This is a genomic window from Paenibacillus intestini, assembly GCF_030803945.1.
Lineage (GTDB): Bacteria > Bacillota > Bacilli > Paenibacillales > Paenibacillaceae > Paenibacillus > Paenibacillus polysaccharolyticus.
In genome coordinates this window covers 216,681-240,816 of the sequence record NZ_JAURUN010000003.1, presented here as the reverse complement: position 1 = coordinate 240,816, position 24,136 = coordinate 216,681, and the positions used below count along the sequence as shown (strand labels likewise).

The window sequence follows — 24,136 nt, the reverse complement described above, 5'->3', positions numbered from 1 at the left end:
TGATTGGATGATAGATAGAATGACTGAATGTGCGACTCTTCTTGCTTACTTATTCATAGTCAGTCAAACGATTTATTTTGAAAACGTCAGAATGCCATACTGGGAAGTGTTCTTCCAGCTGTCATTGGTGAGATCATTCCATTTTGCCGTACTTTTGTTATTGTTTCCTTGATTATCATTAATTTGAAGTTCAAATCCCATGACTTGGCCTTCCTTCGGCAGGAGGGACTGTAATCTGATCTTAGCCTCCACCTGATACCCCTTGGACGTTTTCTTCACAGCACTTTGGAGCCTTCCCGGAGAGGCACTGCCAGCAAACGTACCTACATTATCTGCACTGATCCGGAACTGGGCATCATCGTATTGATAGAACGGTGTACGCTGATGATTTTCATCCAGGAAAATCTCAACCGAATCCTGATCCCATGGATCATTAGCGTTGGTTATAATTTGTGGATCAGTGACATCAATGAACAGATATAAATCCTGACCAGACCACATCGCACGGGCCTCAGCGGATGCTCCTCCGCTCTGATTCAGTGGTGTAATATGGAATGGCGTAACCTTATTCCATTTTGCATCCTTCTCACCATCTATCGTTACTGTTCCTTGCAAGGCTTTCGCAGACTTAGGCATACTCGCAAACTGAATAACGCCATATTTGCTGGTGTCTTGATCCTGGGATAGTGTGCGGTCATTCCAGTACAGAACCTGCTGTCCTCCTGAACTGTTGTTTCCACCATCCGTCACCCGTACATCCAGGCCAACTTCACGTGCAAGTGCCCCTTGTGCATTAGTCAATGGTATGGATAATTCAACCTGATAACCGTCCGCCGCTTCACGAACGCGATACGTATTTGGCTTAGCTCCTGTCACTTTGCCTTCACGGCTTATGGTGATATGTCGATCATCTGCCTCATACACAGGAGTTTTGCCATTGTTCAGATCAACGAACAGCTCCACTTTATCTTTGGCATGTTTGGTCGTATCCTTTACGTCAACCAGAACATACATATTATTTTTATCCCACAACGTACGGAACGCCGCTGAACCCGAATTGCCTTTCAAAGCTGTGGAAACAGCCTTGTTCCAGAGTGGATCTTGTTTGGCTGCCTTCGTATTTGGTGTACCAGACAACGTAACCGCCCGGTTCGTCAAAATAGGCAGGCTTGATTCATCTGCCAACCCCCAATAGGCCGGTTTGGATTGCAAAGCACTATCGAATAAAAAGGCTTGATTGTTATACGATTTTTCATCCTGTAATCCCCATAAGGTCACCGATGAGATGACGTCACTATGTTTTTGATACAGGTCAAACAGCTCTTTATATCGGTAAGCCTGCTTCACTGCAACATCCTGAGGTAATGTCTCACCATAAGGAATTCCGCTATCGACATCCAGTTCTGTGATTTGGATATCCAGTCCAAGACCAGCAAACAGATTGATTGTTTTCTCAATCTCGTCAATCGGCGGAGATTCAAGATTATAGTGGGATTGCAGACCCACGCCATCAATCAGCCCTTTTTCTTTCAACTTTTTCACCAGTTGATACATATGCTCTCTTTTTTCAGGAATTTCGGTGAAATACTCGTTGTAGTATAATTTCGCATCCGGGTCGGCGGCACGTGCAAACTCAAACGTTTTCTCAACATAATCCGGGCCAATCAGCTCATAGAACGGGCTTTTGCGCATTCCGTTTGCATCCCCGTTACTATCTGCAATCGCTTCATTCACAACGTCCCAGGCGTAAATTTTGCCTTTATATCGTTTCATGACCGTATCTACGTAGTTCTGAACCCGACTGAGTAGCAGATCCCTGCTCGCAGGGTTGCCCTGGTCATCCTTGAACATCCACTCTGCGGCATCAATATGCCAGAGCAAGGCATGTCCACGTAAACCCATTTGATTTTTCTGTGCAAAGTCCACATATTCATCCGAGGCTTGGAAGTCATACACGCCTTTGGAAGGGGACACAAACTTCGGTTTCATCTCATACGTTGCGGTCAAACTGTTAAAGTGTTTGGTTAACAATTGACCGTAAGCTCCTTCAAGTTGCCAGCGATATACCGCGGCTCCAATCGGAAATTCAGTCTGGTACAGATCTTGCAAGGAAGGAATATCGGTCTCAATAGCGAGTGGTGCGGCTTCCTCAATTGTGAAATCATCCACATAAAATGACAATGTATCTACCGTGTCGTCGGAAACATAAGGTGTTTCAATAAAGAAATTCAACTCCTCGGGATTATCGCTGTATTGGTACGTGGCCGTAACCTTATGCCATTGCTGCCAGTCGTCTTTGGGAATCGTGACCTTGTCCAGCATGTTCCAGCTCTCTGCCCCATTCTTCTTGTAGGCCGTTAGCTGAATCGTCTGATCTGAAGCTGGTTTCTCCGTAAACCTGACATAGAATGAAATGTTATAAGTAGAATTCGGCTTCAACAGACCTTTCATTTTCAGCATTGGCCCATGAAAGGAGCGCTGACGGTTCGAGACAAGCATACTCCGAGTACCTTGATGCGCTGCCTGCTCTGAAACGGTCAAACTTTCGCTGCCAACACGCTGAAGCCAGCCTTGAAGTGTCCCATCCTCAAAATCGGTTTGAAGCACCTTGAGGTTCTGCCCAGAAACCGCCGCAGCCCCAGAACTTGCTCCCTGTTCAATCTGTTGTTCTTGCGCAAAAGCAGCCTGCTGAAAAGGAACCGTCGTCATCACCAGCATCGTTGCCAGCAGGGTTGAACTCATTTTTTTAAACACCTTCGTCTTCATTTCATTCCTCCTCTCAATATTAACTTGTATTATACACTTTGAAATAACGCTTACATATATATTTTTGTAAATTTTTTCAATAAATTCAGATGAACTGCCTTTCTTCTTGTATAATAAACAAGAACCGACACTACGCAACTCCGAAGGAGAGACCCAACATGTTAATCAAACTCAACTGGATTACACTACGTGTGCGTAATCTGGAAGCATCGATTCAATTCTACCACAATTTACTTGGACTTATCGTTCAGCGCAGATTTGAAAGCCGTGGGCGTCAGATTGCCATGCTTGGTCTGGGTAAGACGAGTGAGACCTCACTAGAGTTAATTGAAGGTAGTGAGCAGGTATTGAAGCCGGATGCTGGCATCTCAATCGGTTACGAAGTAACGTCACTGGATGAAACCATGAAGCATCTTGAAAACATGCAAATCCCTATTCTGCGCGGACCTGTAGAGCCGAACCCACGTCTACGTTTTATCTACATTGTAGACCCGGATGGGTTCGAGGTACAGCTGGCCGAGCATCTGAAATAGGGCATACATCCACTTTACAGCTTCATGCGACGCATCAGTGGCACACCTATGCTGTTCAACAATCGGTCTAGTAATGCCCAGCACCATCGTCTGCGGAATGAGAGATGCCGGTCGTATACTGCGGAATATTCAAAATCCGCTATCGCGCCGCGATTACGTTTAAACTGCGCTGCACCAGCACTCTCATGTAGTAACACTCTGTTGTTTTGGGCTTGTCCAATGAGACAAGCAGACAACATGCGGTACAAACCGACAGATTGGGGAATGGTGGTATCATAGCCGAACAGTGGCGTGGTCATCACACCGTTGCGGGAAAAATAACCCATCACTGCATCCAAGCGCCCTTCCTTACGCAAGCCTTGTAGACTCAATGTTCCGTTCGCTCTGGCTCCAGCAATAAAACGCTCGTTGAACTGCGGGTTGTCATAGGAGTACTTTTCCAAATAAAGCATCCGGTACAGTTCGCGGGATATCTGATTCCGCAATATCTGCACCAGAAACCAATTCATAGCCATGTTTGTTCAGCAATGCCTGATCCCTTTTAAGCAACCAGCGCGACTTGGCGTTGCCGAAATTCGGATCATATGCCTGATACAGATAAATCTGCCTGCTCGGTATAGAGCGGCATCCCGCTTCCTGAAGCCCTGTTATCAGATTCGAGTGCAGTTCGGAACTCAAAGAGCGAAAGATCACCGTATGCCCTGGATAATGCTCTTTTACCGTCTCAAGTAAATTCGTGGCCTGCTCAGCTGTCATTGCAGGATACAGATTAGTAGATAACAGCCAGTTGTTCACATGTACAACCTTGTTGATCCGGGATTTTTTCATGCCCCAGCCTATTAAACTGAGTAGCATGGAGAGTCCTTTTTCCAGCATCGGCTTCTGTAACATGGTCAGCTCCTGTTTGGCGTACCGCACATAGTGAGTATACGGGGAACAAACATAAGCATTATCATATTCCTCATCATTCACGGTCACAGGCAGCACAAGATTATCTATCCGGGCAAGGAGCAACGTGGTGTTTACGTTAGTCATGTATTCTGTAGTTCCTTGCATCATCATCGGTTCTAAATACGCCCGTGCGTACCTCGCATCCTTCGTATCGGGCCAATCCATGGTGTGAAGCGAAAGTCGATCGTATAATCGAACGCGAGTCTCCTCATTAGCTTTACTCATGAACGTTCTCCGATTTGGTCACAAATGTAGCAATCCGTTCTCCCGGTTCCAGATTCGGCCGATCATAGTAATAAACCATGCCGAACTGATAGGTCATCTGCTTCGCCACGATATAAAATCGTTGCTCTTCAAATTCATTTTCCAGGCAGAAGACTGTACCATTCCTTTCAAAACCATACATCACCGAATTTATCTGAACGATCTCTTCTTCCGTGGCCAGTCGAAACCTTTCCACGATAAATATCGTCGCCGGACACAGAATGAACTCTACCTCATGAAAGGTGATCTCCACATTGTGATAATACGAAAAGTCAAAACTGCCTGCCAGCATCAACTGCTGGCTCTGATGCTGCATAGGCTCCGTAATGTAAAAATGCTCGATGTTACCTTCCTTCAGTTCCTGTTGCAACTGCTCTAGCTTTTTGTTCTGCTCATGGAAAGAGTCATGCCCCATTTTTGAATCAACCCTTTCTAGTCAAAAATGCCGCGAGGTGGCGATATGTAGACCCATCTACTCTTCTGTTCACTTCTTCCAGATCCATCTCCAGCCAGTAATCTGCCTCCATCAATTCAGCCATATCAAACTTTGTGATCTCGGCACATTTGGGATGCTCAGCTGCTACAACCATCGGTCCGGGACTATCATCCCAATTAAAGCCATTCACCACTGCATGTATCAATACTTCTGAGTCCAGCATCCGAATTTTCTCACAGGCTGCATCGGAAGACTCCTCGTAAACAATGTCATCCACAATCTGTTGTTCTTCAGCCGTCAAAATCAAACGTATGGCTCCAGGTGTATCTAGCAGCATCTCTGCCATGTTTGGATTGCGCCCTCTTGCCAGGTTCCAGGCTGTAGCTAGAATGCCGTTGGGAGAATCCAGTCTCGCCCCATGTTCAAGCAATAAACGAATCGCTTCAGGCTGGTTGAACCTTACGGCTTTTTTCAAAGCGGTATCCCCGAGTTTGTCCTCCAATTCCAGTTCAGGATTGGCTTGCAGCAGACAGCGAATGCCCTCAAGAGGCGCACGATTAGTCAAGAAGAGCATAAGGGGTGTTCGTCCGCGTTCATCCCGTTCATTGACATCCAATGAGGATGAAGCTATAACTTCACAAAGATGCTCTATATCTTTGATTTTACTAATATCTGTCCAATTCAAAATGATCTCTCCTCACTACTTTTCTATTTCTACACCTACTCTATCTAAAAATATAGATCGCTACAAGAGACCTTTGAACGCCAAAAAAGCCCGCAAAGCGAGTAATTACGCATGGACGGGCCTATTGGCATAAACCTAATATGATCGGTTAACAATCTCTTGCAAGACGAAAGTCAGACTTAGGCTGATATCGTAGGGATTGGAACAACCTTTGCCGCAATGGATGAATCTATCTCGGATTTGTTATCTGGTCTCGAAGCATGATGATTGGACACGAGATCACCTAGATTAACAATAAGCTTCTCCAGTTCGGTAAAGCTTGCCACCATATTTTGTGTCAGATTACGTTGCTCTTCCATACTCGCCAGAATCTCTTCCGTTGCAGCACTGGATTGTTGCGTTACACTGGAAATTTCGGATACTTCATTAACCACCCGAGTCGAGGATTCCTTCATCGTTGCTGAACTTGTTTCAATTTCTGTGGCCTGAGTCAACACATTTTGTGAATTGTTGTTAATGGACTGGAATACCCGCTCCGTTGTCAGAACACTTTCTGCTCCAACTTGCAACAACTGACGAACCCCTTCAAACCGGCTTGTCAATGCTTGTGTCTGTGTTCTCAGACTGGTGAGGATCGAGGTAATCTCACTCGCCGATTGGCCTGAGCTCTCAGCGAGCTTGCGGACTTCCTCTGAAACGACGGCAAATCCGCGTCCATGCTCACCTGCCCGTGCTGCTTCAATAGCTGCATTCAGCGCAAGCAGATTGGTTTGAGTGGCGATATCCGAGATACTGTTCAGCATTAACGTCATCGATTCACTCTGATCATTGAATTTCTTCATATCATCAGCTGTCGTGTTTATTGTCTCGTACAATTCATGCATCTGTTCGTTCAGGTGACCCATCTGAGCACTACCCGTCTGTGTACTTGAGGCCATACTTGCGGACAGCTCTTTCATCTGTTGGGAATATGACGCTACGTCCTTAATATGACGGTCAGACTGAGATAACGATTCGGAGATTTCGGCAATACTGGTCGCCTGAAACTCGACACCTCTTGCAACTTCGCTGAATCCGACCGTCACTTCGTTGGTGATGGCACCGGTCTCATCCACTTTTTGTTTCAATTGCTCCGTATAGCGGGACAACCCTGCAACAGCTTCTTTCACCCGTTGCAACATGATTTCCACGCGGGTGCGTGACTCTTCCACCTGCGCTCCCCGTGCTTCACTGTCCATGAACAATCGTTTGTTTACCCTTGACACGGTGATCATAATAATTCCGGTTACGATATACATACTGAAATTAATCAAATCGGCAAAGAGTTGCTCGATACTTGCAGATGACACAAGAACCAACTGAACCGTGAAAAAGGCAAGCATCACCGAAAAAGCAGTGTTATAGTGCTTGCTATTCGGATACAGCAGGAGCGGTGAAACAATTAGAATGCCTTGCACGGCATTCATCGCGTCACGACTTACGTAAATTCCACTGGCGATCACCGCTACGGTCACAAACCATGGAATGATATGTATACCTTTTTTCATGAAATTGCATACAGTAACTGCTAGAGTAACTACAACGGAGAGTAGCGTGGATAGCCATAGATCGGGAACAATAATCGTAATCCCCGCGCTGATGGCCGTTATGGCCCACATCATGTAACTTACTAGTTTGTTTCTCTGCCAAGTGATCTCATCAATACGATTCATGCTTACCCCGTCCTTTATGTAAGTTAAAAAAATTAACACATGTAGGCCACTATAAGTTTATTCTCAGTCCATAGTCCTGCTTATACGTAGTTCCGTAACTCCTGCGCCTTTAGCATAGTACATATTAACTTCATAAACGTGCAGTCAGCGCCACTTTATGTATATCGGCAATTTATGTCTAAAATTAATATGTCTTAATAAATATATGTTAACAAAATAAAATTCCCTGAATGTGCACCAAAAAAAAGAGCCTGCTCATGCGTAGGTACGCATAAAAGCAGACTCTTTACTCCATCTTTATCTTTTATAGTGATCTCATATGCCTTCCGGCTGTTACTTGCCAAATACCAATGTTGTATTTGATGATCCGGCATATTTCGTAACAAACTCACGTGCATAGGCCGCGCTTTCAACCTGATAGCTGTAGTTATTGCTTGGTCTCCAGTTGGTTTTTGGAGAAACCGGGCTGTTCAGAGCAGGTGTGCTACCTTTATCCGTAAATTCTCCTTTACCTTTGTCGTCCAGAATGCCGCCTTTTTCAGCTCCTGCACCAAAGTAGTTGTTTTCGGAATAAATACGGGCTTTTTCTCCGATCGTGATCGCTTGATTGAAGTTATTGGCGTAATTGTTTTTGATGTGGAAGAAACCATAACGCATAAGTCCAGGGCCACGTACATACAAGTTTTCGAAATAGTTATTGGACATGGTCACATGTGGCACACCATTATAACTACTATTACCGTCATTCGGGTGTCCTAGAATAATGCCGTATTTGTGATTCGCAAATTTGGAGTTACTGATCGTGATATAGTCTGCGCGGTCACCGATATACAGAAGCTTATCCAGGTCACTGCCGCCAGAACTGTAGTTATGACCCGAGAAGGTAACATGGTCGATCCAATAGTTGGAGCCGGAAGTGATGTACATCTGGATATCATCGTTGGCATTGATGTTCGCAGAGTGATTAAACGTCAGATTTTGAAAGATCACATTGCTTGATCCCGAAGTGGATCTGAAGTGAATGTTCGTTAATGTATGTCTGTCAAAAGAACCTACCAATGTTTTATTGGAACCAAATTCAACTTTTTGCAAGCTGGATGAAGAAATATTCTGTTCCACAACGACAATCTTAGCTGTAGAGCCTGCCATGTGTGTTCTCAGATCATTCAGATTACTGACATACACGACCTGACCGTTCCTGCCTCCTGTTGTCGCCGCCTTGGATACACCGTTCTCATTCTTCGCATTACCTGCAAAACCAGTTAAACCATTTGTGCCCGTGTTGGGAAAGTTAGCCGCACCATATGTAGCAGGGGCTGTTGAAACCGTTAACAACAATAAAGTGACTGCGAGTAAAAGTAATGAAAACTTCTTCAAAATATCACCATCCTTTGTAATTTGTCCCTTAAACAACTCGATTATAGCTTGTAACCTGCATTGTGACAATACCATCATTGCAAAAAGACAATTATTTTATCTTTTTTGCAACAGCAGGTCAGATATCGTGAAAAAACAGAAAGATGAGACCATGTCACGCCTGACTCATGAACACATCCCATCTATCCTGAAGCATCTATTTAATTTTGATTTCGAATTGATCTTTTGCGACATCTTGTAAATTGTCATAGACCTTTCCTGGCTTTCCTTGCACCTTCAATATAATCGATTGAGGTTCATCAAGAAAATTACTGGCGAACGAATACGTCATGGCAGTATCGGTTCCACCGCCTCCATTCCTAGATAAGATTGTCCTCTCCCCTTTTTTGGAGATTGTTACAATCTCAATCGGCTGAATGATATCGCTAATGAATGACTCCTTCTCATCATTAAGCTTTTGTTTGGGATCATATTCAAAATGTACCCGTGTAACCAGCGGCGAAATTTCCACGTTCGAGATCAATACGTCGTACTCCCCAAACTTGAACGTTTTATTGACAGGAATAATCTCCGTTTTAGGAATAGAAAATTTAGGGTCTAATGCAACCATAACGTTCATTTTTTTAGAAAATTCGTACTTACGTTCCTGCGAATTCTCCCTCTGCTTCTCCCGTTCTATTCCATTTCCCTCGCCCTTGTCATCATCAAGGTGATCAGGAACGACAGAGGAAAGCTGAAATTCAAAATTTAATTTTTCCGGAAGCGCCGTGCTGCGACTTCGGTCAAATGTGGTACGACCTCGGAGGACATTATTCTGATCTGAGAAATGAATGCTGCTAATGCTGCCGTTATCAATCACATGTCCTGTCGAGGCATCCGTCAATTTCGTGTTCGCCATGGAATATACACCACTCGGAGTATCCGTCCTTGCTGAGTATAAGAGGATAACTCGATTCTCATCCGCCATCAACGCATCCAGCGTAAACGTGTATTTTCCCATCGTCACCGTCTGATCAACACGTTGAACATAATTATGGTTAAGAGCTGAGGTAAGGGTAGCACTCTCCTGATCTGTGCGCAGCAATCCACGAAAAGGCTCCAATCCCCCCCAATGAACTTCAGGTTCGGAAGAGGTCAACCGTTGTTGACCGAGGTCTCCAAGTGATGCGAACATAATACCCGCCACAGCAAGTGATACAGCGCATAACACTGCGATCCATTGTCCTCGTCTTCTTTTACTCGATCTACTCGTTCTGGCTTCCGCCAAGCCGCGTTGTATGGCAGCAGCCGTATTCGCCGAATCTAATTCTCTACGCTCTTTGTTAACCTCATATGCATCTGCCAGCAATGCTTTTTCCTCCGGGCTAGTGGTCATGCCAATCCCTCCTATTCTTCATCAGCTTCCGTAATTGTTCAAGACCCTTATGCTGCCATGTCTTAATCGTGCCTTCCGGTTTGCCAAGAATTGAAGCAATATCTGTAAGTGTCATATCGTTGTAGTACTTGAGCAACAATACATGCCGATACTTCGGTTGTAATTTCAGCAAAAGAGACTGCATGGCTATACGATTATCTTGGGCACTAATCATCCACGAAGCCGGGATATTATTCTCCATGCTCTCATCCGGCTGAGGTATAGTTCGCTTGCGGCGACGCTGTTCATCAATACAGACATAAATTAAAATTCGAATGATCCATGATTTAAATGCCTTCTCGTTTTTTAGCGTACGACGTTTAATCCAGGCTCTGCAGGTCATCTCTTGTATAGCTTCCAGTGAATCCTGCCGATTCCTTAAATAGCTATAGGCAATGGATAATAACGTATCCTGATGCTCCGTAACGGAATTAATAAACGCTGATTCATCGTGCACATGTATCCAGTTCATCTGCTTCATCCCTGTCTCGCTATCCATCCTGTTCCCCTCCTTCTCTCTCTCTGTGGTATAAGACGGACGAACCGACCAAACCGTTTTCATTATTTTCCATACGAAAAAAAGCTCCCCATCCATAGATAGGAGCTGCTATTCCTGCACTCGTAATCGAATTACATCTACTTACAGATTACCCGTAACTTCAATCCCGTCAGCTGAAGCCAGCACGTTCCGAATCCAGGTTGTCAACGAATCCAGGAACACCCGCAGTTCCGGTTCAACAACTTCCACCTGCTCCAACTCAGCTAAAATGCCCGGCCATACCTCTTTCACCATCGGATTATCCCAACAGGGATCAAACGCCTGCAGCTCTTCTCCACTTTGCGGGTCCGTTAAAGGGAAAACACGATGGATTGCCGGACGAATATGCTTGAAATCCTCATCATAGATGAACAGCATATCCTCCTGTCTTATCTCATGCATCTCTTCGTTCAGGTATAGGGGAGACAAGGTAAACCCGATATTCCTCTCCGGGCCTTCATACTGATAAAGAAGTACCGGAACTTTACTTTTGGCTTGTCTTTGCACAACATTCACTCCTTTCCCGGAACACCACTTCAGGCACTCACAATTCGAACCATTCAAATACTTCTGCATACTGATTCGTCACACCCTCCATCTGCTCCTTCCAGGTTCGTCCTTCCTCCCCCCATATATGGAACAGGCAGTAGATGTATTTTTCACCCTCCGCTACTTCATCCAAATTGTTCGCTTCCTCCAGCCATACTTCCAAAGCTTTGGGCCAGGATGCATCGTCACGCAAAAGAACAAAACCATCCATATGTTGTTCTACGCTGTACATCCTGTTATGTGTCAGCGAAGCCGCCAGTCGCGTCAAGATCTCAGTCAACCTGCCGTGCTCCTGCTCCTTCGTTCTGATCCCATACTCCCAACCCATAACGTGATTCCTCCCTCAAACATCGTTTACCGGGCTTCACTTCGCTGCACTGCGTATCCAGATTGTTGTAGTTCATCCATTGCAACGAACACATCACGCTTTGGATTCAATTCTCGGATCAGGTCAGCACTAATCGGTGCATCGTTATATATTTCAGTCACCGAAGTCAGAGACATCCCCTGTATATCGTAGTAATCTTCTGCCCAATCGATGTATGATTCCGGTGTTTCCTCGATATAACCGAGCAGAAATGCTACCCCACCCTCAGCATCCGATTCGTCCTCCTGAGCCATAGCAAGTCCAATCCAACTGCCTACTTTCCACTCAGGACTGTGCCCTTCCTGCCAAATACAGAAGGTCACATCCTCTCGAGCCAGCGTTTCCTCGTGTTGATCTAACAGACGTATGAAATCCTCTGGTACCTCATCGTACATTCCCGGATAGATTTCACCATCCTCACGGTTATGCGGACTAAGCGGAGATTCATGATCAAACCCTTTGAGTAACGTGCCCGTATTCGTAAACATAGCATGCAGATGGTCCCCTGCCCCGTTATCTACACTTCCCCATGCTGTATCTGGCTGAAGAATGTTATGGTGATAACGATGTACGCGGAGCCATTCCTCCTCTGACAGAATGATATCAAGTGCCGCAAGCGCTCTTATCCGCTGGTGCAAAAGAGAAGCATTCATGATCGGTGTCCCGCTCCAATGATGCATATCCATCTCTCCTAAAAATGACTTATATAAGTATGTAGTGTAATTAAATTAATCCATGCAAGACCATGCTATAGTCGGATCAAATCCTGTAGCTTGTTCTTCCCTTGGTCACTAGGTTGGATCGTAACCGATATCTGATTTTCCTTTTTAAACACAGTACACGCATAATTTCCAGAGTTTAGCTGTAAGAAAACCCCTTGGGATAATTCATCCGGTTCCAGTTCACCGCCACTGACATCATCTGCTGCCCCTAAGTAAACTGTGCCCGAAGGAACCTGAAAATAATATATCTGTCTCGGCTCCGCTTCACTCCCGGTTTCCAAAATCGTTTCTTGCACATTCCAGTGCACTTCATACGTTCCGTCCTCACCCAGATTCAGGAACAGACAATGACCTGCGTTGACCTCCTCCAGTTCATCATCCGGGATCGACCACCAGTCAGGTGTATCCTGGAGACGATGCTCTAATGACGCCAGATCATAACAACATAATGTGGCTGTATCCGTATCCATCTGAAATGTTCCTTGCATGTTCATCCTCTCCTTCATTTTTTTATTATAACAAGCCAGCCCCACACATAAAATCGAACTCCCGAACCATCTCTGTAACGTTACTCTTCATTTCTGGTTAACAACTGACGATATATCCATAACGGAATTTTTTTGAACTTGATGGAGGAATCTATGCCAATTAATAATAGGAAAGAACCTTTTCGTTATACTCTGAAAGAACCTATGCACTTCGAAATCTATATCCTGAGCATTAATGGCATGGACGGTCCTTCCAAGCCTATTCAGGCCGAATTACGTGATATCAGTCGTTCGGGCTGTCAGCTTGCTTTTCCACTGTCCCTCCCTGTAGAAGATAACGATATTCGCATCGGCATCAACTTGAAGCTGTTTGAAGACTTATTATATATTGAGGGCACACTTCGCTGGGGGATGGAATATAACATGGTATGGCGTTACGGTGTGCAACTTGAAATCGCAGTTGAAGATCAGGATCGCCTGTCCCGGGAAATGCGCATGCTCGCAGGACAAGGTAAAATTATCGTCAAATAACCATCTAACTATGTTTCCTTTAAAATAAAACTGATTCAGATTGCACAGGCCTCTCTACAATGTACATAGAGAAATCTGCATAATTAAAATGAAAAAAGCAGTTGCTTCTCTGGATATATTCCAGGAAGCAACTGCTTTTGTTATATTGAATTATGCTTTTGCCGTGAACAACAGTTCTTGTTCCTTAACGGTTGTACGACCAGCAGACTCAATAGAAGCATATTGATGCATATTGGTTATGATTACCGGTGTAATCGTTGTATAACCCGCTTTTTCAATCTCTTCCCGGTCGAATTCCATCAAGACATCACCCACAGAAACCTTGGTGCCTGCCTGAACTTTAGGAGAGAAGAACTGGCCTTTCAACTTCACCGTATCAATCCCGATGTGAATCAGCATTTCCGCACCTGTATCACTTACGAGACCAATGGCATGTCCGCTCTTCGATAATGAGAATACCGTTCCGTTGATTGGAGAAACAACGCGGCCTTCTGTCGGTTGAATTGCAAAACCTTTACCCATAATTTCTTCAGAAAACGCAGGGTCAGGAACTTCACTAAGCGGTTTCACTTCACCCGTGATCGGGCTAAATACTTGCTCATCTTGTGCTTGTGTTTCTTCCGTTACTGCTGGAGTAGTCGTTGTTGTTGACGTTACAGTTTCTGTAGAAGCTGAAGTTGCAGCTGCTTGCGGAGCATTATTTTCCTGGAATCCCAAGATGTACGTAATTAATGCTGCAGAAGCAATCGCAATGAAACCACCCAGTATACCATAAATCAATGTGCTGATGGACGGACTGATAAATGCTGCAAGTCCCGGCAAACCTACAAGGCCTGTTAGTACAAATGCTTTAACCTTAACAATACCCATAAAGCCACCACCGATTGCCCCACCGATGAGTGCCGCAATAAACGGTTTTTTGTATCTCATATTAACACCATACATCGCTGGTTCAGTAATCCCCATAAATGCTGTCAGACTTGTGGAATAAGCCAGTGATTTCGTTTGTCCATTTTTGGAACGAAGCCCTACACCAAGGGCTCCACCCGCTTGAGCCCAGTTTGCTGCTAACATCAAAGGAATAATAAAGTCATAACCGAATTGTGTCATAGAACCTACAATGATTGGCAACAAGGCGTAGTGCATACCTGTGATGATTAACAGCGACATTGTACCACCAATCAGAATACTTGCAAGGATGGACGCATTATCGAACAACCAAGCAATACCGCCAGACATACCATTACCGATAATGGAACCCAGTGGTCCAATCGCAATCAATGTAAGTGGAACCATGATCAGCAAGGTCACCGTTGGTACGACGATGAGTTTTACTGATGAATGGGTAATGCGGTCAACCGCTTTTTCCACGTAAGCAGCAATCCAGATCGCAATAACAATCGGAATAACCGTTGAGGAATAGGTTGCTGCGACGACTTTAATCCCCGCGAACGATGAGTTTCCCTCTGCCAGTAAAGCTGTAATGGTTGGATGCATAATCCCGGCTGCAAGCGCTGCACCGATATACATATTGCTTCCCAATTTCTTAGCAGCACTGATGGCAAGAATGATTGGCAGGAAGTAGAATGCACCATCACCGATCGCAGATAAGATAACATAAGTCGAACTCTTATCAGACAGCCAGCCAAACGCAACAAGGATTGCCACGATCCCTTTGATCATACCTGCGCCGGTAATCGCCGGGAGGATTGGAGTAAATACGCCTGAGATGAAGTCAAACAGGGCACTTATTGGATTTCTCTTTTGTTTCGGGCCTGTAGAAGCCGTAGAAGATCCGGCGTTTGCACCTTTGGACATGTTGCCTACCAGCGCGTTGTATACCTTCGGTACATCGTTACCGATGATAACCTGGAACTGTCCGCCATTCTCCATAACACCCATAACTCCAGGTGTATTTTTTAATGTTTCTTTGTCCGCTTTTTTGTTGTCATTCAAGTTAAATCTGAGTCTTGTCATACAGTGGGTCACTTGATCTACGTTTTCTTCGCCACCAACAAGCTTCAGAATATCTTTGGACAATTGTTGTTTATCCATTGTGTTTTGCTCCTTTTATGTGTATTGAAGGTTTAAAAAAAACCTAAACACCGAATCATGACAAAGCAGAATAGCTTATCATGTTTCAACGTTTAGGTTTTGCCTTTTTTGCAGTAACAATCCCAAATTATTCGATTGTTTGTTCATTTCGGACAATACGTTCGATATGGATCGTGAGATACAACACTTCTTCCTTCGACAAGACCCGATTATAGATTTTACGTGTATAATCGTTAATCTTGACTGCACAAGCATGTGCTTCCGGATATTGTTTACTCACCAGATCATGAAGCGGATTATCCTCTTCCTTGTCTTCAATCGCTGTACCTTGCAGTACCCGTTGAGCGAAAAACTTCAAATGGGTCAGGAATCGGTAATAACTTAGTGAATCTTCGTCGAGTTCGATCACGAAACTGCGCCGAACGATGTTGAGAATATCCTTCACGATATTCGTAATGCTGATCGTTTCTCTCATCTCACCATTCATCTGGGCGTTAACCAGATGCATCGCGATGAATGCACATTCGTCCTCGGGAAGAAGAACACCTAGCGTTTCTTCAATAATCTGCAATGCCTTGAGACCGATCGCATATTCCTTCCGGTACATACGCTTGATTTCCCAAAATAATGCATTGCGGATCTGCAATCCTTGACGATGTCGGTCAATAGCAAAATGAATATGATCCGTCAGTGAAATGTAGATGCTTTCATGAAGCTTCTCACCCAGTACCGTCTCAGCGTAACGAATAATCTCATCCGAGCATTCCACATATTCAACCGGAATATCAGACAGAAGCGTCTTCAATTTCTGAGATACTTCTTTACTTTCGAGCGAAAATATTTTTTCGACAAGACTCTCGTCGATGAATTCACCAGTATGCTTTTTGAAGGCAATTCCACGCCCCATAACGACCAGTTCGTTACCTCCCGGATCAATTACAGTGACTACATTGTTGTTGAGCACCTTCTCAATTTTCATTTCTTCACATCACCTTGCACCGTCAAAGTAGTAAAAGGCAAAACCAAAACAGGTCATGAAGTATGCCTGCCTCTGGTTTTGCCTGATTGAACAGTAACAATCCAGTATTCTTTAGCCTTGGGCCTATCTTACCATATTAAATCGCATGTGACAACGTTTTTCTGAAAGCGGTTAATGTGCGTTAATGCGACATAAAAGGCACTCTTACAACAATGACTTTGGAATTATGCTTTTGCATTATTATCGACAAGACTTGCGCCATTTGTACTAATAACTTCTTTGTACCAGTGGAACGATTTTTTCTTATAACGGTCCAGTGTACCAGAACCATCATTATTACGGTCTACATAAATGAAACCATAACGTTTCTTCATCTCTGCTGTAGATGCACTTACCAAGTCAATGCAGCCCCATGACGTGTATCCCATGACTTCGACACCATCTTCAAGCGCTTCACCAACTTGCACCAGATGATCATTCAAGTATTGAATGCGGTAGTCATCATGGACTGTTTTATTGCCGTGTTCATCTGTAATGAGCTCATCGACAGCACCCAGACCGTTTTCGACAATAAACAATGGTTTCTGATAACGGTCCCAGTATTTATTGAGGGTTACACGCAAGCCCTGAGGATCAATCTGCCAGCCCCATTCGCTTGCTTTCAAGTAAGGGTTCTGAACTCCTGCAAACAGGTTTCCTTTGCCCTCTTTACGTTTCTCCGGATCACCGGTCTCACAGATACTTACATAATAGCTGAAGGAGATGAAATCTACGGTGTGCTTGAGAATTTCCTCATCCCCATCTTCGAACTTAATGTTGATGTTATTCGCTTTGAAATAGCGATTAATGTATTTTGGATAATACCCACGTGCATGGATATCGGCGAAAATATCATTACGTTGCTCCGCGTGCATCGCTGCAACAACGTCGTCTGGATTCGGTGTGAGCGGATATGTCGGCATGCTCAGCACCATGCACCCGATTTTCGCTTCTGGCATAATCTCATGGCCCAGTTTGACAGCAAGCGCACTGGCTACCAATTCATGATGGATCGCTTGATACAGATCCTGCTTGGACAATTCGGATTTCGGTGTATAGATACCACCACTCATGAATGGTTCTTCCAGAATGGAGTTGATCTCATTAAACGTCAACCAATATTTCACTTTGCCTTTAAAACGATTAAACAGCACAGTGACATAACGTTCGTAAAACTCAATCATTTTACGATTAACCCATCCATCATAGGTTTTAGACAAATGTAGTGGCGTCTCGTAGTGAGAGATCGTTACGAGCGGTTCAATGCCGTATTTGTGACACTCATCGAACAGGTCATCATAGAATTGCAGACCTTTCTCGTTCGGCTCAAGTTCGTCCCCTTTTGGAAAAATGCGAGACCACGCAATGGATGTACGGAACACCTTAAAGCCCATCTCAGCAAACAGTTTGACATCCTCTTTGTAGCGGTTATAGAAATCAATCCCGATCAATTTCAAGTTATCTTCAGTAGGGCCTTCTGTTCTTGGTGTTGTAATTCCATGTGGCATAACGTCCTGTACAGACAGACCTTTGCCATCGGCATTATAAGCTCCCTCAAGCTGGTTGGCCGCTACCGCGCCGCCCCACAGAAAATCCTTCGGAAATGGTGTAGTCATTTTGCTTCATCCTCTCAACAATTGAATATCTAGAATGTATTTTATTTCCGTTCCAAACTTTATTTTGTGCCCACTTGCTCAAGTCGCTGCATGATTTGCTCAAGCTGTGCACCTGTTACGATTTGCTTCATATCAAACTTGCCTTTGCTCACACCCGCCATTACACCAGCACGAGCACTATTCTGAATCGCCGCATATGCCCAATGCTTACTGTCGACATCGCCAAACATCAGCTCCACTGAATCTGTAGCAGGCTTCCAATCCTTATTAGTCAGGATCTGGTCTACAATAACTGCCATCTGCGCTCGTGTTACTTCGCTCTCTGGAGCAAACATTTGATTGCCGATGCCTTTCATCAGTCCCGCCTTGGTCACCTTTGCAATGGCTTGAGCAGCCCAGTCGGGAGCGCTGTCCACATAAGGATATTCCTCAGTTCCTTCCGAAAGTTGAAGAGCATCAGCCAGAACCATTGCAATCTGCGCGCGTGTTACAGGTTCAGAGGGTTGTACAGCATGCTCTGATGAGGAACCTGTCTGCTCTCCAGCTGTGCCTTTATGAAGTTTGAACAGACTCGCGATAACCTCTTTATTGTTGAAAGCAGGTACCCATGACCAATGTTTCAAACCTCCATAGAATCTATGACTATCCATGTATGCATCATCGTATAAAGTTAAATGCACCTGTTTAGCACCCATCTCCGTCAATGCCTGATAAGCAAGTGAACTAGTACGACTATCTGTTGTTGGATCATTTTGAGCGTGCATAATCCATATCGGCACATCCACAATGCCCTTCAGTTCTTGCTTGAATGCATCAACGGAACCCGTATAGTCCGCAATGGTATCTTTGGCAGCAACGATAATTGCTCCAGCAAACAAGTCAGGATACTGCATCAGGAAGCGGAATGCACCTCCACCACCACTGGATACACCAGACAGATAGATCCGGTCAGGGTCTACTTCACCTTCGGCAACAAGCTTTTGAATCAACTCAACCTGAGCTTCAAAATATGCCTTCATTATTGGTAGTTGCTCTGCATTGTTGTAAATTTTGAAGCTGTAATTCTCAGGATATTGCACCGCCAGTACAGAAGTATCATACCCTGATTCTGTCCAGACTACTGCACCGCGATTCGCGGTTAAATGATTGCGTCCGTCCATTCCAACTTCACCACCGCCGTGAAGCCATACCATAAGCGGCTTCGCTTCCTTGGAAGGACTGCGTTTCAGGTTATAAGATAGCGTTACACCATTGCTAGCTGTGAATTGTGCTTTTTCAAACTCATCCACGGTACGTGTTTTCACCTGAGTAACCATTTTTTTATCAAAAGAAAGCTCTGGATACGTTTTGCTGGTTACGGCAAACTCGGATTTCAGACCTCCAGGATATTTGAAAGGTTTCACGGTCATGTGGATCGTATGATCCTTCATGGATAACGTAATGCCATCATCTTCATAGTTGTCTTGCACAATTTCTCCTGCAGCATTTAACGGATAACCGTCATAATTCCCTGTAATATCAAAGTCCGATGCCTTCAGATTTTTGTATTTTTCCACGTCTGAAACCGTAATGTCGAAAGATTCGACCATCTCACCCGGATCACCAACAAACGTATTCGCCTGAATTTGCGTCACTTGTGCGCTTGCTGCACCTGTTGTCCCAGGCCAGATCACACTTAGACTCAGCGTTAGTGCTAACATACAGGAAACGTGTTTGATGCCTTTGTTCCACTTCTTCAAAAGAACCCCTCCAGCTCATGTGATGTTTGATTGCAAAGTAAAAAGCGGACAAGCGCCAACCAAAAGGGTTGTATGAAGCGAAAGCTCATATCACACTTTTAAGTCAGGTTTTGCCCGCCCCTGTGCGGTAACAATCCTAAGAATGTCATCGCTGAATATCAGATCTTTGTTTCAGGTGTTTACAGTTGCTCACCATTGCTGGCAATCACATTTTTGTACCAATCAAATGAATCTTTTTTGGAGCGTGCAAGTGTTCCGTTACCTTCATCATCGAGATCCACGTAGATAAAGCCATAACGTTTGGACATCTCGGATGTCGACATACTCACGAGGTCAATCGGGCCCCATGCCGTAAAACCAATCAACTCAACGCCATCTTTGATGGCCTCTTTCATCTGTTCGATGTGCTTTTTGAGGTAGTCGACGCGGTACGAGTCATGGATAGATCCATCCTCTTCCACTTTGTCATACGCACCCAGACCATTCTCTACAATAAAGAGTGGTTTTTGATAACGATCCCAGAAGTTGTTCAACGTTACGCGCAGACCGATCGGGTCGATCTCCCAGCCCCAGTCAGATGCTTCCAGATAAGGGTTTTTCACGCCACCTGTCAGGTTACCTGCCGTCTCAGCCGCATCCGCAGAAGCCGACTTGGTCACAGACATGTAATAACTGAAGGAGATGAAATCTACCGTGTTGTTCAGCAAAATCTCATCATCGCCTGCTTCTTTTTGAATGACAATGTTATTCTCATCAAAATAACGCGCCATGTAGTTCGGGTATTTACCACGAGCGTGCATGTCCGTAAAGAAGAGGTTAAGCTGATTCTCATGCTGAGCCAGTTGAACATCTACCGGATTACAAGTCGCTGGATAAGTTTCCATACGTGCAAGCATACAGCCCACTTGGGAGCCAGGGATGATCTCATGTGCAAGCTTCGTCACCATAGCACTTGCTACAAATTGATGATGCAATGCTTGATACGTTGTTTGCAGCTTATTGTCCACTTTATCAATTAGAATACCGCCGCCAGTGTACGGACTGAACACCATCACATTGATCTCGTTAAATGTCAGCCAGTATTTCACTTTGTTTTTATAACGGTTGAATACCGTTTCAGCGTAACGAACATAATGTCCGATCACTTCACGGCTTGCCCAGCCATTGTATTTTTGCGTCAAACCAAGCGGAGTCTCATAGTGAGACAGTGTTACGAGCGGTTCAATGCCGTATTTATGCAATTCATCAAATACTTCATCATAGAATTTCAAACCTGCTTCATTTGGCTCTTGGTCATAACCGTTCGGGAAAATACGTGCCCAGTGAATGGACAAACGGAATACTTTGAAGCCCATTTCAGCGAACAGTGCAATATCTTCTCTAAAATGATGGTAGAAATCAATACCGAAACGTTTCGGGAAACGTTCTTCAATTTTGCCAGCGAGAATCTCTTCGATTCGGGAAGAGGAAATTTCCATGGCATGTCCACCCGTACGCTTTTCTTTTGGCACATGAGCGATCATGTCCGCTGTGGAGAGACCTTTTCCGTCCTTATCGAATGCGCCTTCCAATTGGTTCGCAGCTGTAGCGCCGCCCCACAAGAAGTTTTCAGGGAATCCTTTTTTTGCCGTGGTCATCATAACAACCTCTTTTCGAAATAATTTTTGGTTTTCCATACGTAAGAGCAACTCCAAAACAGAGCAGAAAACAAGAAAAACCTAAACTCAGGGTAAAATAGCACCAAAAAAAGGGGCTTTCATTTCACCATCAGTTTAGGTTTTGCCTGTCTGCACAGTTACAATCCATCAAAAGATGTTATAACGTATTCTGTTGTTTTGCTCTTGTGATGTAAGCGTAACATATTTATTTTGTAAAATCAAATTCACCAAAACTATGCGGCCTTCGGCCACATTAAGATCATCTAACAACGTATTTATAATAATTATTATCTTATTTCTAACATCATTTTTAAAACTATTTCTAACGTGGCATTCGCAAAATTGCTGCCCGTAGGGCATTGGTTCCTTCCTCCGTTTCCAGATAACTTGCAGGACTTTGGTCCCCCAGAGCTGGAACCTTTTTATCTATCCATTTCAATGCGGAATCTTTCATTTCACATAAAAGTACCCGGCCTATATCTTCTGGAATACCTCTTAATCGTGCCTCTTCTTTCCATTCATCGGGCAATTGAGCGTACCATTCATCAAATAGTTCAACAAAGGTATCCCAGTGCTCCTGTTTAAATGCAGACAAATACATATCTTGCATACTCATGTAACATTTCTCCTTCTCATTAAGATATGTAACTCCCTGGTCCTATCTCAGAGAATTCATCCTTAAGCCGCTTGTAGTCGCTGTTATAACTAGTAGACTTAATTTTAAATGATTTTCAGGGAGAGAACAATCAAGGAGGAACACATCATGACCGAAGAAGAAAACACATCGGGCTGGGACGCCATCGACCACGCTATACAGCAATTGTACGGAGAACAGGAACCTAAACATTATGGCACAGCCATTCCATATATGCTTGGCGGACCCGACCCACTGGACGGAATAAGTGCCTATGCGGTAGATACACCGATGCCTCATTGGCATTTTGTAACTTATGGTTTCTCGGAGCTCTACGGCAAAGAGGGCGATGATGCATCGAGAAGTGGATATGGTTTTGAACTTACTTTTCGCCTTACACGCTGTGAAAATGAAGCAGAGCCGCCGGCCTGGGCACTCAATCTACTCCAAAATATGGGGCGATATGTCTTCAACAGCGGTAACCTGTTTCAGCCCGGAGATTATCTGGATGCCAACGGCCCGATCTGCCTGAACTCCGATACACTCTTGACTGCACTTGCATTCATAGAAGATCCAGATTTACCTGAACTGAATACACCGAATGGTTCGGTTCAATTTATCCAAATGGTCGGTATGACCTGCCGTGAACTGGAGATGATTCAGAGCTGGAATACCCGCGGTTTCCTGGCTGCCTGTGAAAGCTATATGCCTAAATATGTAACGGATCTGATGAGGAATTCCTACGCAGATATCCCTTCGGTTATCCAAGCTACGGAGCGTGGCATTGAGGAAGACGGATCAAGCACCGCCTTTTTGTTCATCCAACAATTGAGCTGGGAGTCTCCGCGCAAAAAACTGTTACAGAAAAACATCCCTGCCAAGCTTCAGCTAGGTGCCCAACAGACAACTCTTCTGGGTAGCATCCTGGGGAGCCGAATCGCCAAAAAAGCAACGTTGTCCCTGATTGGGCCGGATATCAATATTGTCTTTGAAGCTGGGGATCTTCCCTCTCTGATGGAAACGGAGCGAGAGGTCAGACTGACTGTGAATCAGCAAGCACTGAACGAGATTGTAGAGCAACTTCGCCCACAAGCCAGCTCCTTTCAGATCCCTTCACTGGACAAGCTCCTTATTGAGATTGTGCCCACGCAGATTAAAGATCAGGAAGGAAATGTGATCAAAACGATCGGCTAATCAACGCAATTGCATCAAGGAGGAATGACATGTCTGCTCATACATCGGTCTCAAGGCCATTGGAATACGGTACGGGAGTTCATACTGGAACTCCTGCTTCCTTTCACTATTTAGCTCAAAGCGGAATAGATCGACTATGCAAAATCAATCATTTTCTAATTCATGCGTTCCGCCGCAGTATTTTGGATATCAAAGAGAATTTGACAGGTACCTATCTGTTCCTGCTAACAGATGTTAACGGCGTGCTGCTGTCCATGGATTACAGCTCTAATTTGGAACCCCACGTAAAGCAATCTCCTATTCGACCGGGACTGAGTTTTTCAGCCCAGAGCTGTGGCGTTAATGCCATCTCCAGAACGATGGAGGATAATGCGCCCGTATTTTTGCTACCAGAGCAGCATGAAAGTCCATTTTTTCAAAGCTGGCACTGTTATGCCGTTCCTCTATACATGGGGTCACAGCATTTCGGTTATCTCGATGTGTCTACAATAAACGCGGATATGCAGCGTGAACTCATGGCCATAGCCAAGTTGATCCCGGCAAATATGCAGAACCGTTACCAGAGCCAAAGCATGGCACATCATGAGAAACAGCTCCAAGTCGAATTCACAGAGCGGCAACTAACGATTCTAGAGATGATATCCCGCGGATGGACTGTGAAGGCGATTGCATTGCAACTTAAGATCAAGGAATGTACGGTCAATTATCATAAAAAAGTCATTTTTAACAAGTTAGGCGTTCAATCCAGCACAGAAGCTGTTTCAATGGCGAGTAATTGTCTTATTTATAGGAGACCCCTATAGTTTCCTATAGGTGGCAATAGAGAACACATGTGCTACAATTTTAGTAAGCACAACAAAGAGAGAATAACTCACACATCTCAGGAGGG

The 24,136-nt window shown here is 44.5% G+C and carries 23 protein-coding genes; 4 read left to right on the top strand and 19 right to left on the bottom strand.

The genetic code is table 11. The features are described 5' to 3' along the window. Window positions 1-72 precede the first annotated feature (72 nt). Complete coding sequence (locus J2T16_RS10405) at window positions 73-2,766, bottom strand: endo-1,4-beta-xylanase (protein WP_336120735.1); 2,694 nt, start codon at window positions 2,764-2,766, stop codon at window positions 73-75. A gap of 158 nt (window positions 2,767-2,924) precedes the next feature. Between J2T16_RS10405 and J2T16_RS10400 the strand changes: the two genes are divergently transcribed. After that, entirely contained in the window at window positions 2,925-3,299 is a 375-nt protein-coding gene (locus tag J2T16_RS10400; protein WP_499018300.1) for a VOC family protein, read from the top strand. A gap of 14 nt (window positions 3,300-3,313) precedes the next feature. Here J2T16_RS10400 and J2T16_RS10395 read toward each other — a convergent pair whose 3' ends face one another. The 12 genes from J2T16_RS10395 to J2T16_RS10340 form a co-directional block, all read right to left on the bottom strand. After that, window positions 3,314-3,742: a hypothetical protein gene (locus tag J2T16_RS10395; protein ID WP_499018298.1), complete on the bottom strand. Its 429-nt coding sequence runs from the start codon at window positions 3,740-3,742 to the stop codon at window positions 3,314-3,316. Next, window positions 3,723-4,475 carry a hypothetical protein gene (locus J2T16_RS10390; protein WP_499018297.1) on the bottom strand — a complete coding sequence of 251 codons (753 nt, stop codon included), beginning with the start codon at window positions 4,473-4,475 and terminating at the stop codon, window positions 3,723-3,725. The genes J2T16_RS10395 and J2T16_RS10390 overlap by 20 nt, the downstream gene beginning before the upstream one ends. Then, window positions 4,468-4,929 carry a hypothetical protein gene (locus J2T16_RS10385; protein ID WP_336120738.1) on the bottom strand — a complete coding sequence of 154 codons (462 nt, stop codon included), beginning with the start codon at window positions 4,927-4,929 and terminating at the stop codon, window positions 4,468-4,470. Before J2T16_RS10385 ends, J2T16_RS10390 begins: the two co-directional genes overlap by 8 nt. Before the next feature lie 7 nt (window positions 4,930-4,936). Beyond that, window positions 4,937-5,635, bottom strand: a complete 699-nt coding sequence (locus tag J2T16_RS10380) for a DUF4274 domain-containing protein (protein ID WP_336120739.1) — start codon at window positions 5,633-5,635, stop codon at window positions 4,937-4,939. A gap of 179 nt (window positions 5,636-5,814) precedes the next feature. Further along, window positions 5,815-7,347, bottom strand: coding sequence for a methyl-accepting chemotaxis protein (locus J2T16_RS10375; protein WP_336120740.1), 1,533 nt, complete (start codon window positions 7,345-7,347; stop codon window positions 5,815-5,817). Between the two features lie 333 nt (window positions 7,348-7,680). Continuing rightward, on the bottom strand, window positions 7,681-8,724 hold the full coding sequence (locus J2T16_RS10370) for a pectate lyase family protein (protein WP_090915149.1): 1,044 nt from the start codon (window positions 8,722-8,724) through the stop codon (window positions 7,681-7,683). Window positions 8,725-8,920: 196 nt separating this feature from the next. Continuing rightward, window positions 8,921-10,099: a DUF4179 domain-containing protein gene (locus tag J2T16_RS10365; protein WP_336120741.1), complete on the bottom strand. Its 1,179-nt coding sequence runs from the start codon at window positions 10,097-10,099 to the stop codon at window positions 8,921-8,923. After that, window positions 10,089-10,637 (bottom strand): sigma-70 family RNA polymerase sigma factor, encoded by a 549-nt coding sequence (locus tag J2T16_RS10360; protein ID WP_261769224.1) that lies wholly within the window; start codon window positions 10,635-10,637, stop codon window positions 10,089-10,091. Before J2T16_RS10360 ends, J2T16_RS10365 begins: the two co-directional genes overlap by 11 nt. A 141-nt stretch (window positions 10,638-10,778) precedes the next feature. After that, entirely contained in the window at window positions 10,779-11,183 is a 405-nt protein-coding gene (locus J2T16_RS10355) for a hypothetical protein (RefSeq protein WP_154887811.1), read from the bottom strand. 37 nt (window positions 11,184-11,220) lie between these two features. Then, window positions 11,221-11,553, bottom strand: coding sequence for a hypothetical protein (locus J2T16_RS10350; RefSeq protein WP_336120742.1), 333 nt, complete (start codon window positions 11,551-11,553; stop codon window positions 11,221-11,223). Window positions 11,554-11,579: 26 nt separating this feature from the next. Continuing rightward, window positions 11,580-12,272, bottom strand: a complete 693-nt coding sequence (locus J2T16_RS10345; protein ID WP_336120743.1) for a hypothetical protein — start codon at window positions 12,270-12,272, stop codon at window positions 11,580-11,582. Window positions 12,273-12,340: 68 nt separating this feature from the next. After that, on the bottom strand, window positions 12,341-12,802 hold the full coding sequence (locus tag J2T16_RS10340; protein WP_261769223.1) for a DUF6386 family protein: 462 nt from the start codon (window positions 12,800-12,802) through the stop codon (window positions 12,341-12,343). 153 nt (window positions 12,803-12,955) lie between these two features. On the opposite strand from J2T16_RS10340, the gene J2T16_RS10335 reads away from it, so the two are divergent. Beyond that, entirely contained in the window at window positions 12,956-13,333 is a 378-nt protein-coding gene (locus J2T16_RS10335) for a PilZ domain-containing protein (RefSeq protein ID WP_090915162.1), read from the top strand. A 150-nt stretch (window positions 13,334-13,483) separates the two neighbouring features. On the opposite strand, the gene J2T16_RS10330 is transcribed toward J2T16_RS10335, so the two are convergent. From J2T16_RS10330 to J2T16_RS10305, 6 genes are all read right to left on the bottom strand, one after another. Next, window positions 13,484-15,388, bottom strand: coding sequence for a beta-glucoside-specific PTS transporter subunit IIABC (locus tag J2T16_RS10330; protein ID WP_499018294.1), 1,905 nt, complete (start codon window positions 15,386-15,388; stop codon window positions 13,484-13,486). Window positions 15,389-15,515: 127 nt separating this feature from the next. Continuing rightward, window positions 15,516-16,367: a BglG family transcription antiterminator LicT gene (licT, locus tag J2T16_RS10325; protein WP_090915167.1), complete on the bottom strand. Its 852-nt coding sequence runs from the start codon at window positions 16,365-16,367 to the stop codon at window positions 15,516-15,518. A gap of 224 nt (window positions 16,368-16,591) precedes the next feature. Beyond that, window positions 16,592-18,022: a 6-phospho-beta-glucosidase gene (locus J2T16_RS10320; protein ID WP_154887799.1), complete on the bottom strand. Its 1,431-nt coding sequence runs from the start codon at window positions 18,020-18,022 to the stop codon at window positions 16,592-16,594. A 59-nt stretch (window positions 18,023-18,081) separates the two neighbouring features. Further along, window positions 18,082-19,722 carry an S-layer homology domain-containing protein gene (locus tag J2T16_RS10315; RefSeq protein ID WP_222592166.1) on the bottom strand — a complete coding sequence of 547 codons (1,641 nt, stop codon included), beginning with the start codon at window positions 19,720-19,722 and terminating at the stop codon, window positions 18,082-18,084. Window positions 19,723-19,940: 218 nt separating this feature from the next. Next, window positions 19,941-21,398 carry a glycoside hydrolase family 1 protein gene (locus J2T16_RS10310; protein ID WP_154888585.1) on the bottom strand — a complete coding sequence of 486 codons (1,458 nt, stop codon included), beginning with the start codon at window positions 21,396-21,398 and terminating at the stop codon, window positions 19,941-19,943. Window positions 21,399-21,741: 343 nt separating this feature from the next. Further along, complete coding sequence (locus tag J2T16_RS10305; protein WP_154887795.1) at window positions 21,742-22,035, bottom strand: antitoxin Xre/MbcA/ParS toxin-binding domain-containing protein; 294 nt, start codon at window positions 22,033-22,035, stop codon at window positions 21,742-21,744. 147 nt (window positions 22,036-22,182) lie between these two features. Here J2T16_RS10305 and J2T16_RS10300 point away from each other — a divergent pair, with 147 nt between their 5' ends. Both J2T16_RS10300 and J2T16_RS10295 read left to right on the top strand, forming a co-directional pair. Continuing rightward, window positions 22,183-23,247 (top strand): suppressor of fused domain protein, encoded by a 1,065-nt coding sequence (locus J2T16_RS10300; protein WP_499018293.1) that lies wholly within the window; start codon window positions 22,183-22,185, stop codon window positions 23,245-23,247. 29 nt (window positions 23,248-23,276) lie between these two features. Beyond that, window positions 23,277-24,050 carry a helix-turn-helix domain-containing protein gene (locus J2T16_RS10295; protein ID WP_499018292.1) on the top strand — a complete coding sequence of 258 codons (774 nt, stop codon included), beginning with the start codon at window positions 23,277-23,279 and terminating at the stop codon, window positions 24,048-24,050. The last annotated feature ends 86 nt before the right edge of the window (window positions 24,051-24,136 follow it).

Coding starts and splice junctions, on each gene's coding strand:
- J2T16_RS10365 (WP_336120741.1), bottom strand. CDS start 10,099: ATGACCACTAGCCCGGAGGAAAAAGCATTGCTGGCAGATGCATATGAG.
- J2T16_RS10405 (WP_336120735.1), bottom strand. CDS start 2,766: ATGAAGACGAAGGTGTTTAAAAAAATGAGTTCAACCCTGCTGGCAACG.
- J2T16_RS10390 (WP_499018297.1), bottom strand. CDS start 4,475: ATGAGTAAAGCTAATGAGGAGACTCGCGTTCGATTATACGATCGACTT.
- J2T16_RS10315 (WP_222592166.1), bottom strand. CDS start 19,722: ATGTTAGCACTAACGCTGAGTCTAAGTGTGATCTGGCCTGGGACAACA.
- J2T16_RS10320 (WP_154887799.1), bottom strand. CDS start 18,022: ATGACTACACCATTTCCGAAGGATTTTCTGTGGGGCGGCGCGGTAGCG.
- J2T16_RS10345 (WP_336120743.1), bottom strand. CDS start 12,272: ATGCATCATTGGAGCGGGACACCGATCATGAATGCTTCTCTTTTGCAC.
- J2T16_RS10350 (WP_336120742.1), bottom strand. CDS start 11,553: ATGGGTTGGGAGTATGGGATCAGAACGAAGGAGCAGGAGCACGGCAGG.
- J2T16_RS10305 (WP_154887795.1), bottom strand. CDS start 22,035: ATGAGTATGCAAGATATGTATTTGTCTGCATTTAAACAGGAGCACTGG.
- J2T16_RS10400 (WP_499018300.1), top strand. CDS start 2,925: ATGTTAATCAAACTCAACTGGATTACACTACGTGTGCGTAATCTGGAA.
- J2T16_RS10295 (WP_499018292.1), top strand. CDS start 23,277: ATGTCTGCTCATACATCGGTCTCAAGGCCATTGGAATACGGTACGGGA.
- J2T16_RS10385 (WP_336120738.1), bottom strand. CDS start 4,929: ATGGGGCATGACTCTTTCCATGAGCAGAACAAAAAGCTAGAGCAGTTG.
- J2T16_RS10330 (WP_499018294.1), bottom strand. CDS start 15,388: ATGGATAAACAACAATTGTCCAAAGATATTCTGAAGCTTGTTGGTGGC.
- J2T16_RS10360 (WP_261769224.1), bottom strand. CDS start 10,637: ATGGATAGCGAGACAGGGATGAAGCAGATGAACTGGATACATGTGCAC.
- J2T16_RS10340 (WP_261769223.1), bottom strand. CDS start 12,802: ATGCAAGGAACATTTCAGATGGATACGGATACAGCCACATTATGTTGT.
- J2T16_RS10375 (WP_336120740.1), bottom strand. CDS start 7,347: ATGAATCGTATTGATGAGATCACTTGGCAGAGAAACAAACTAGTAAGT.
- J2T16_RS10300 (WP_499018293.1), top strand. CDS start 22,183: ATGACCGAAGAAGAAAACACATCGGGCTGGGACGCCATCGACCACGCT.
- J2T16_RS10335 (WP_090915162.1), top strand. CDS start 12,956: ATGCCAATTAATAATAGGAAAGAACCTTTTCGTTATACTCTGAAAGAA.
- J2T16_RS10310 (WP_154888585.1), bottom strand. CDS start 21,398: ATGACCACGGCAAAAAAAGGATTCCCTGAAAACTTCTTGTGGGGCGGC.
- licT (WP_090915167.1), bottom strand. CDS start 16,367: ATGAAAATTGAGAAGGTGCTCAACAACAATGTAGTCACTGTAATTGAT.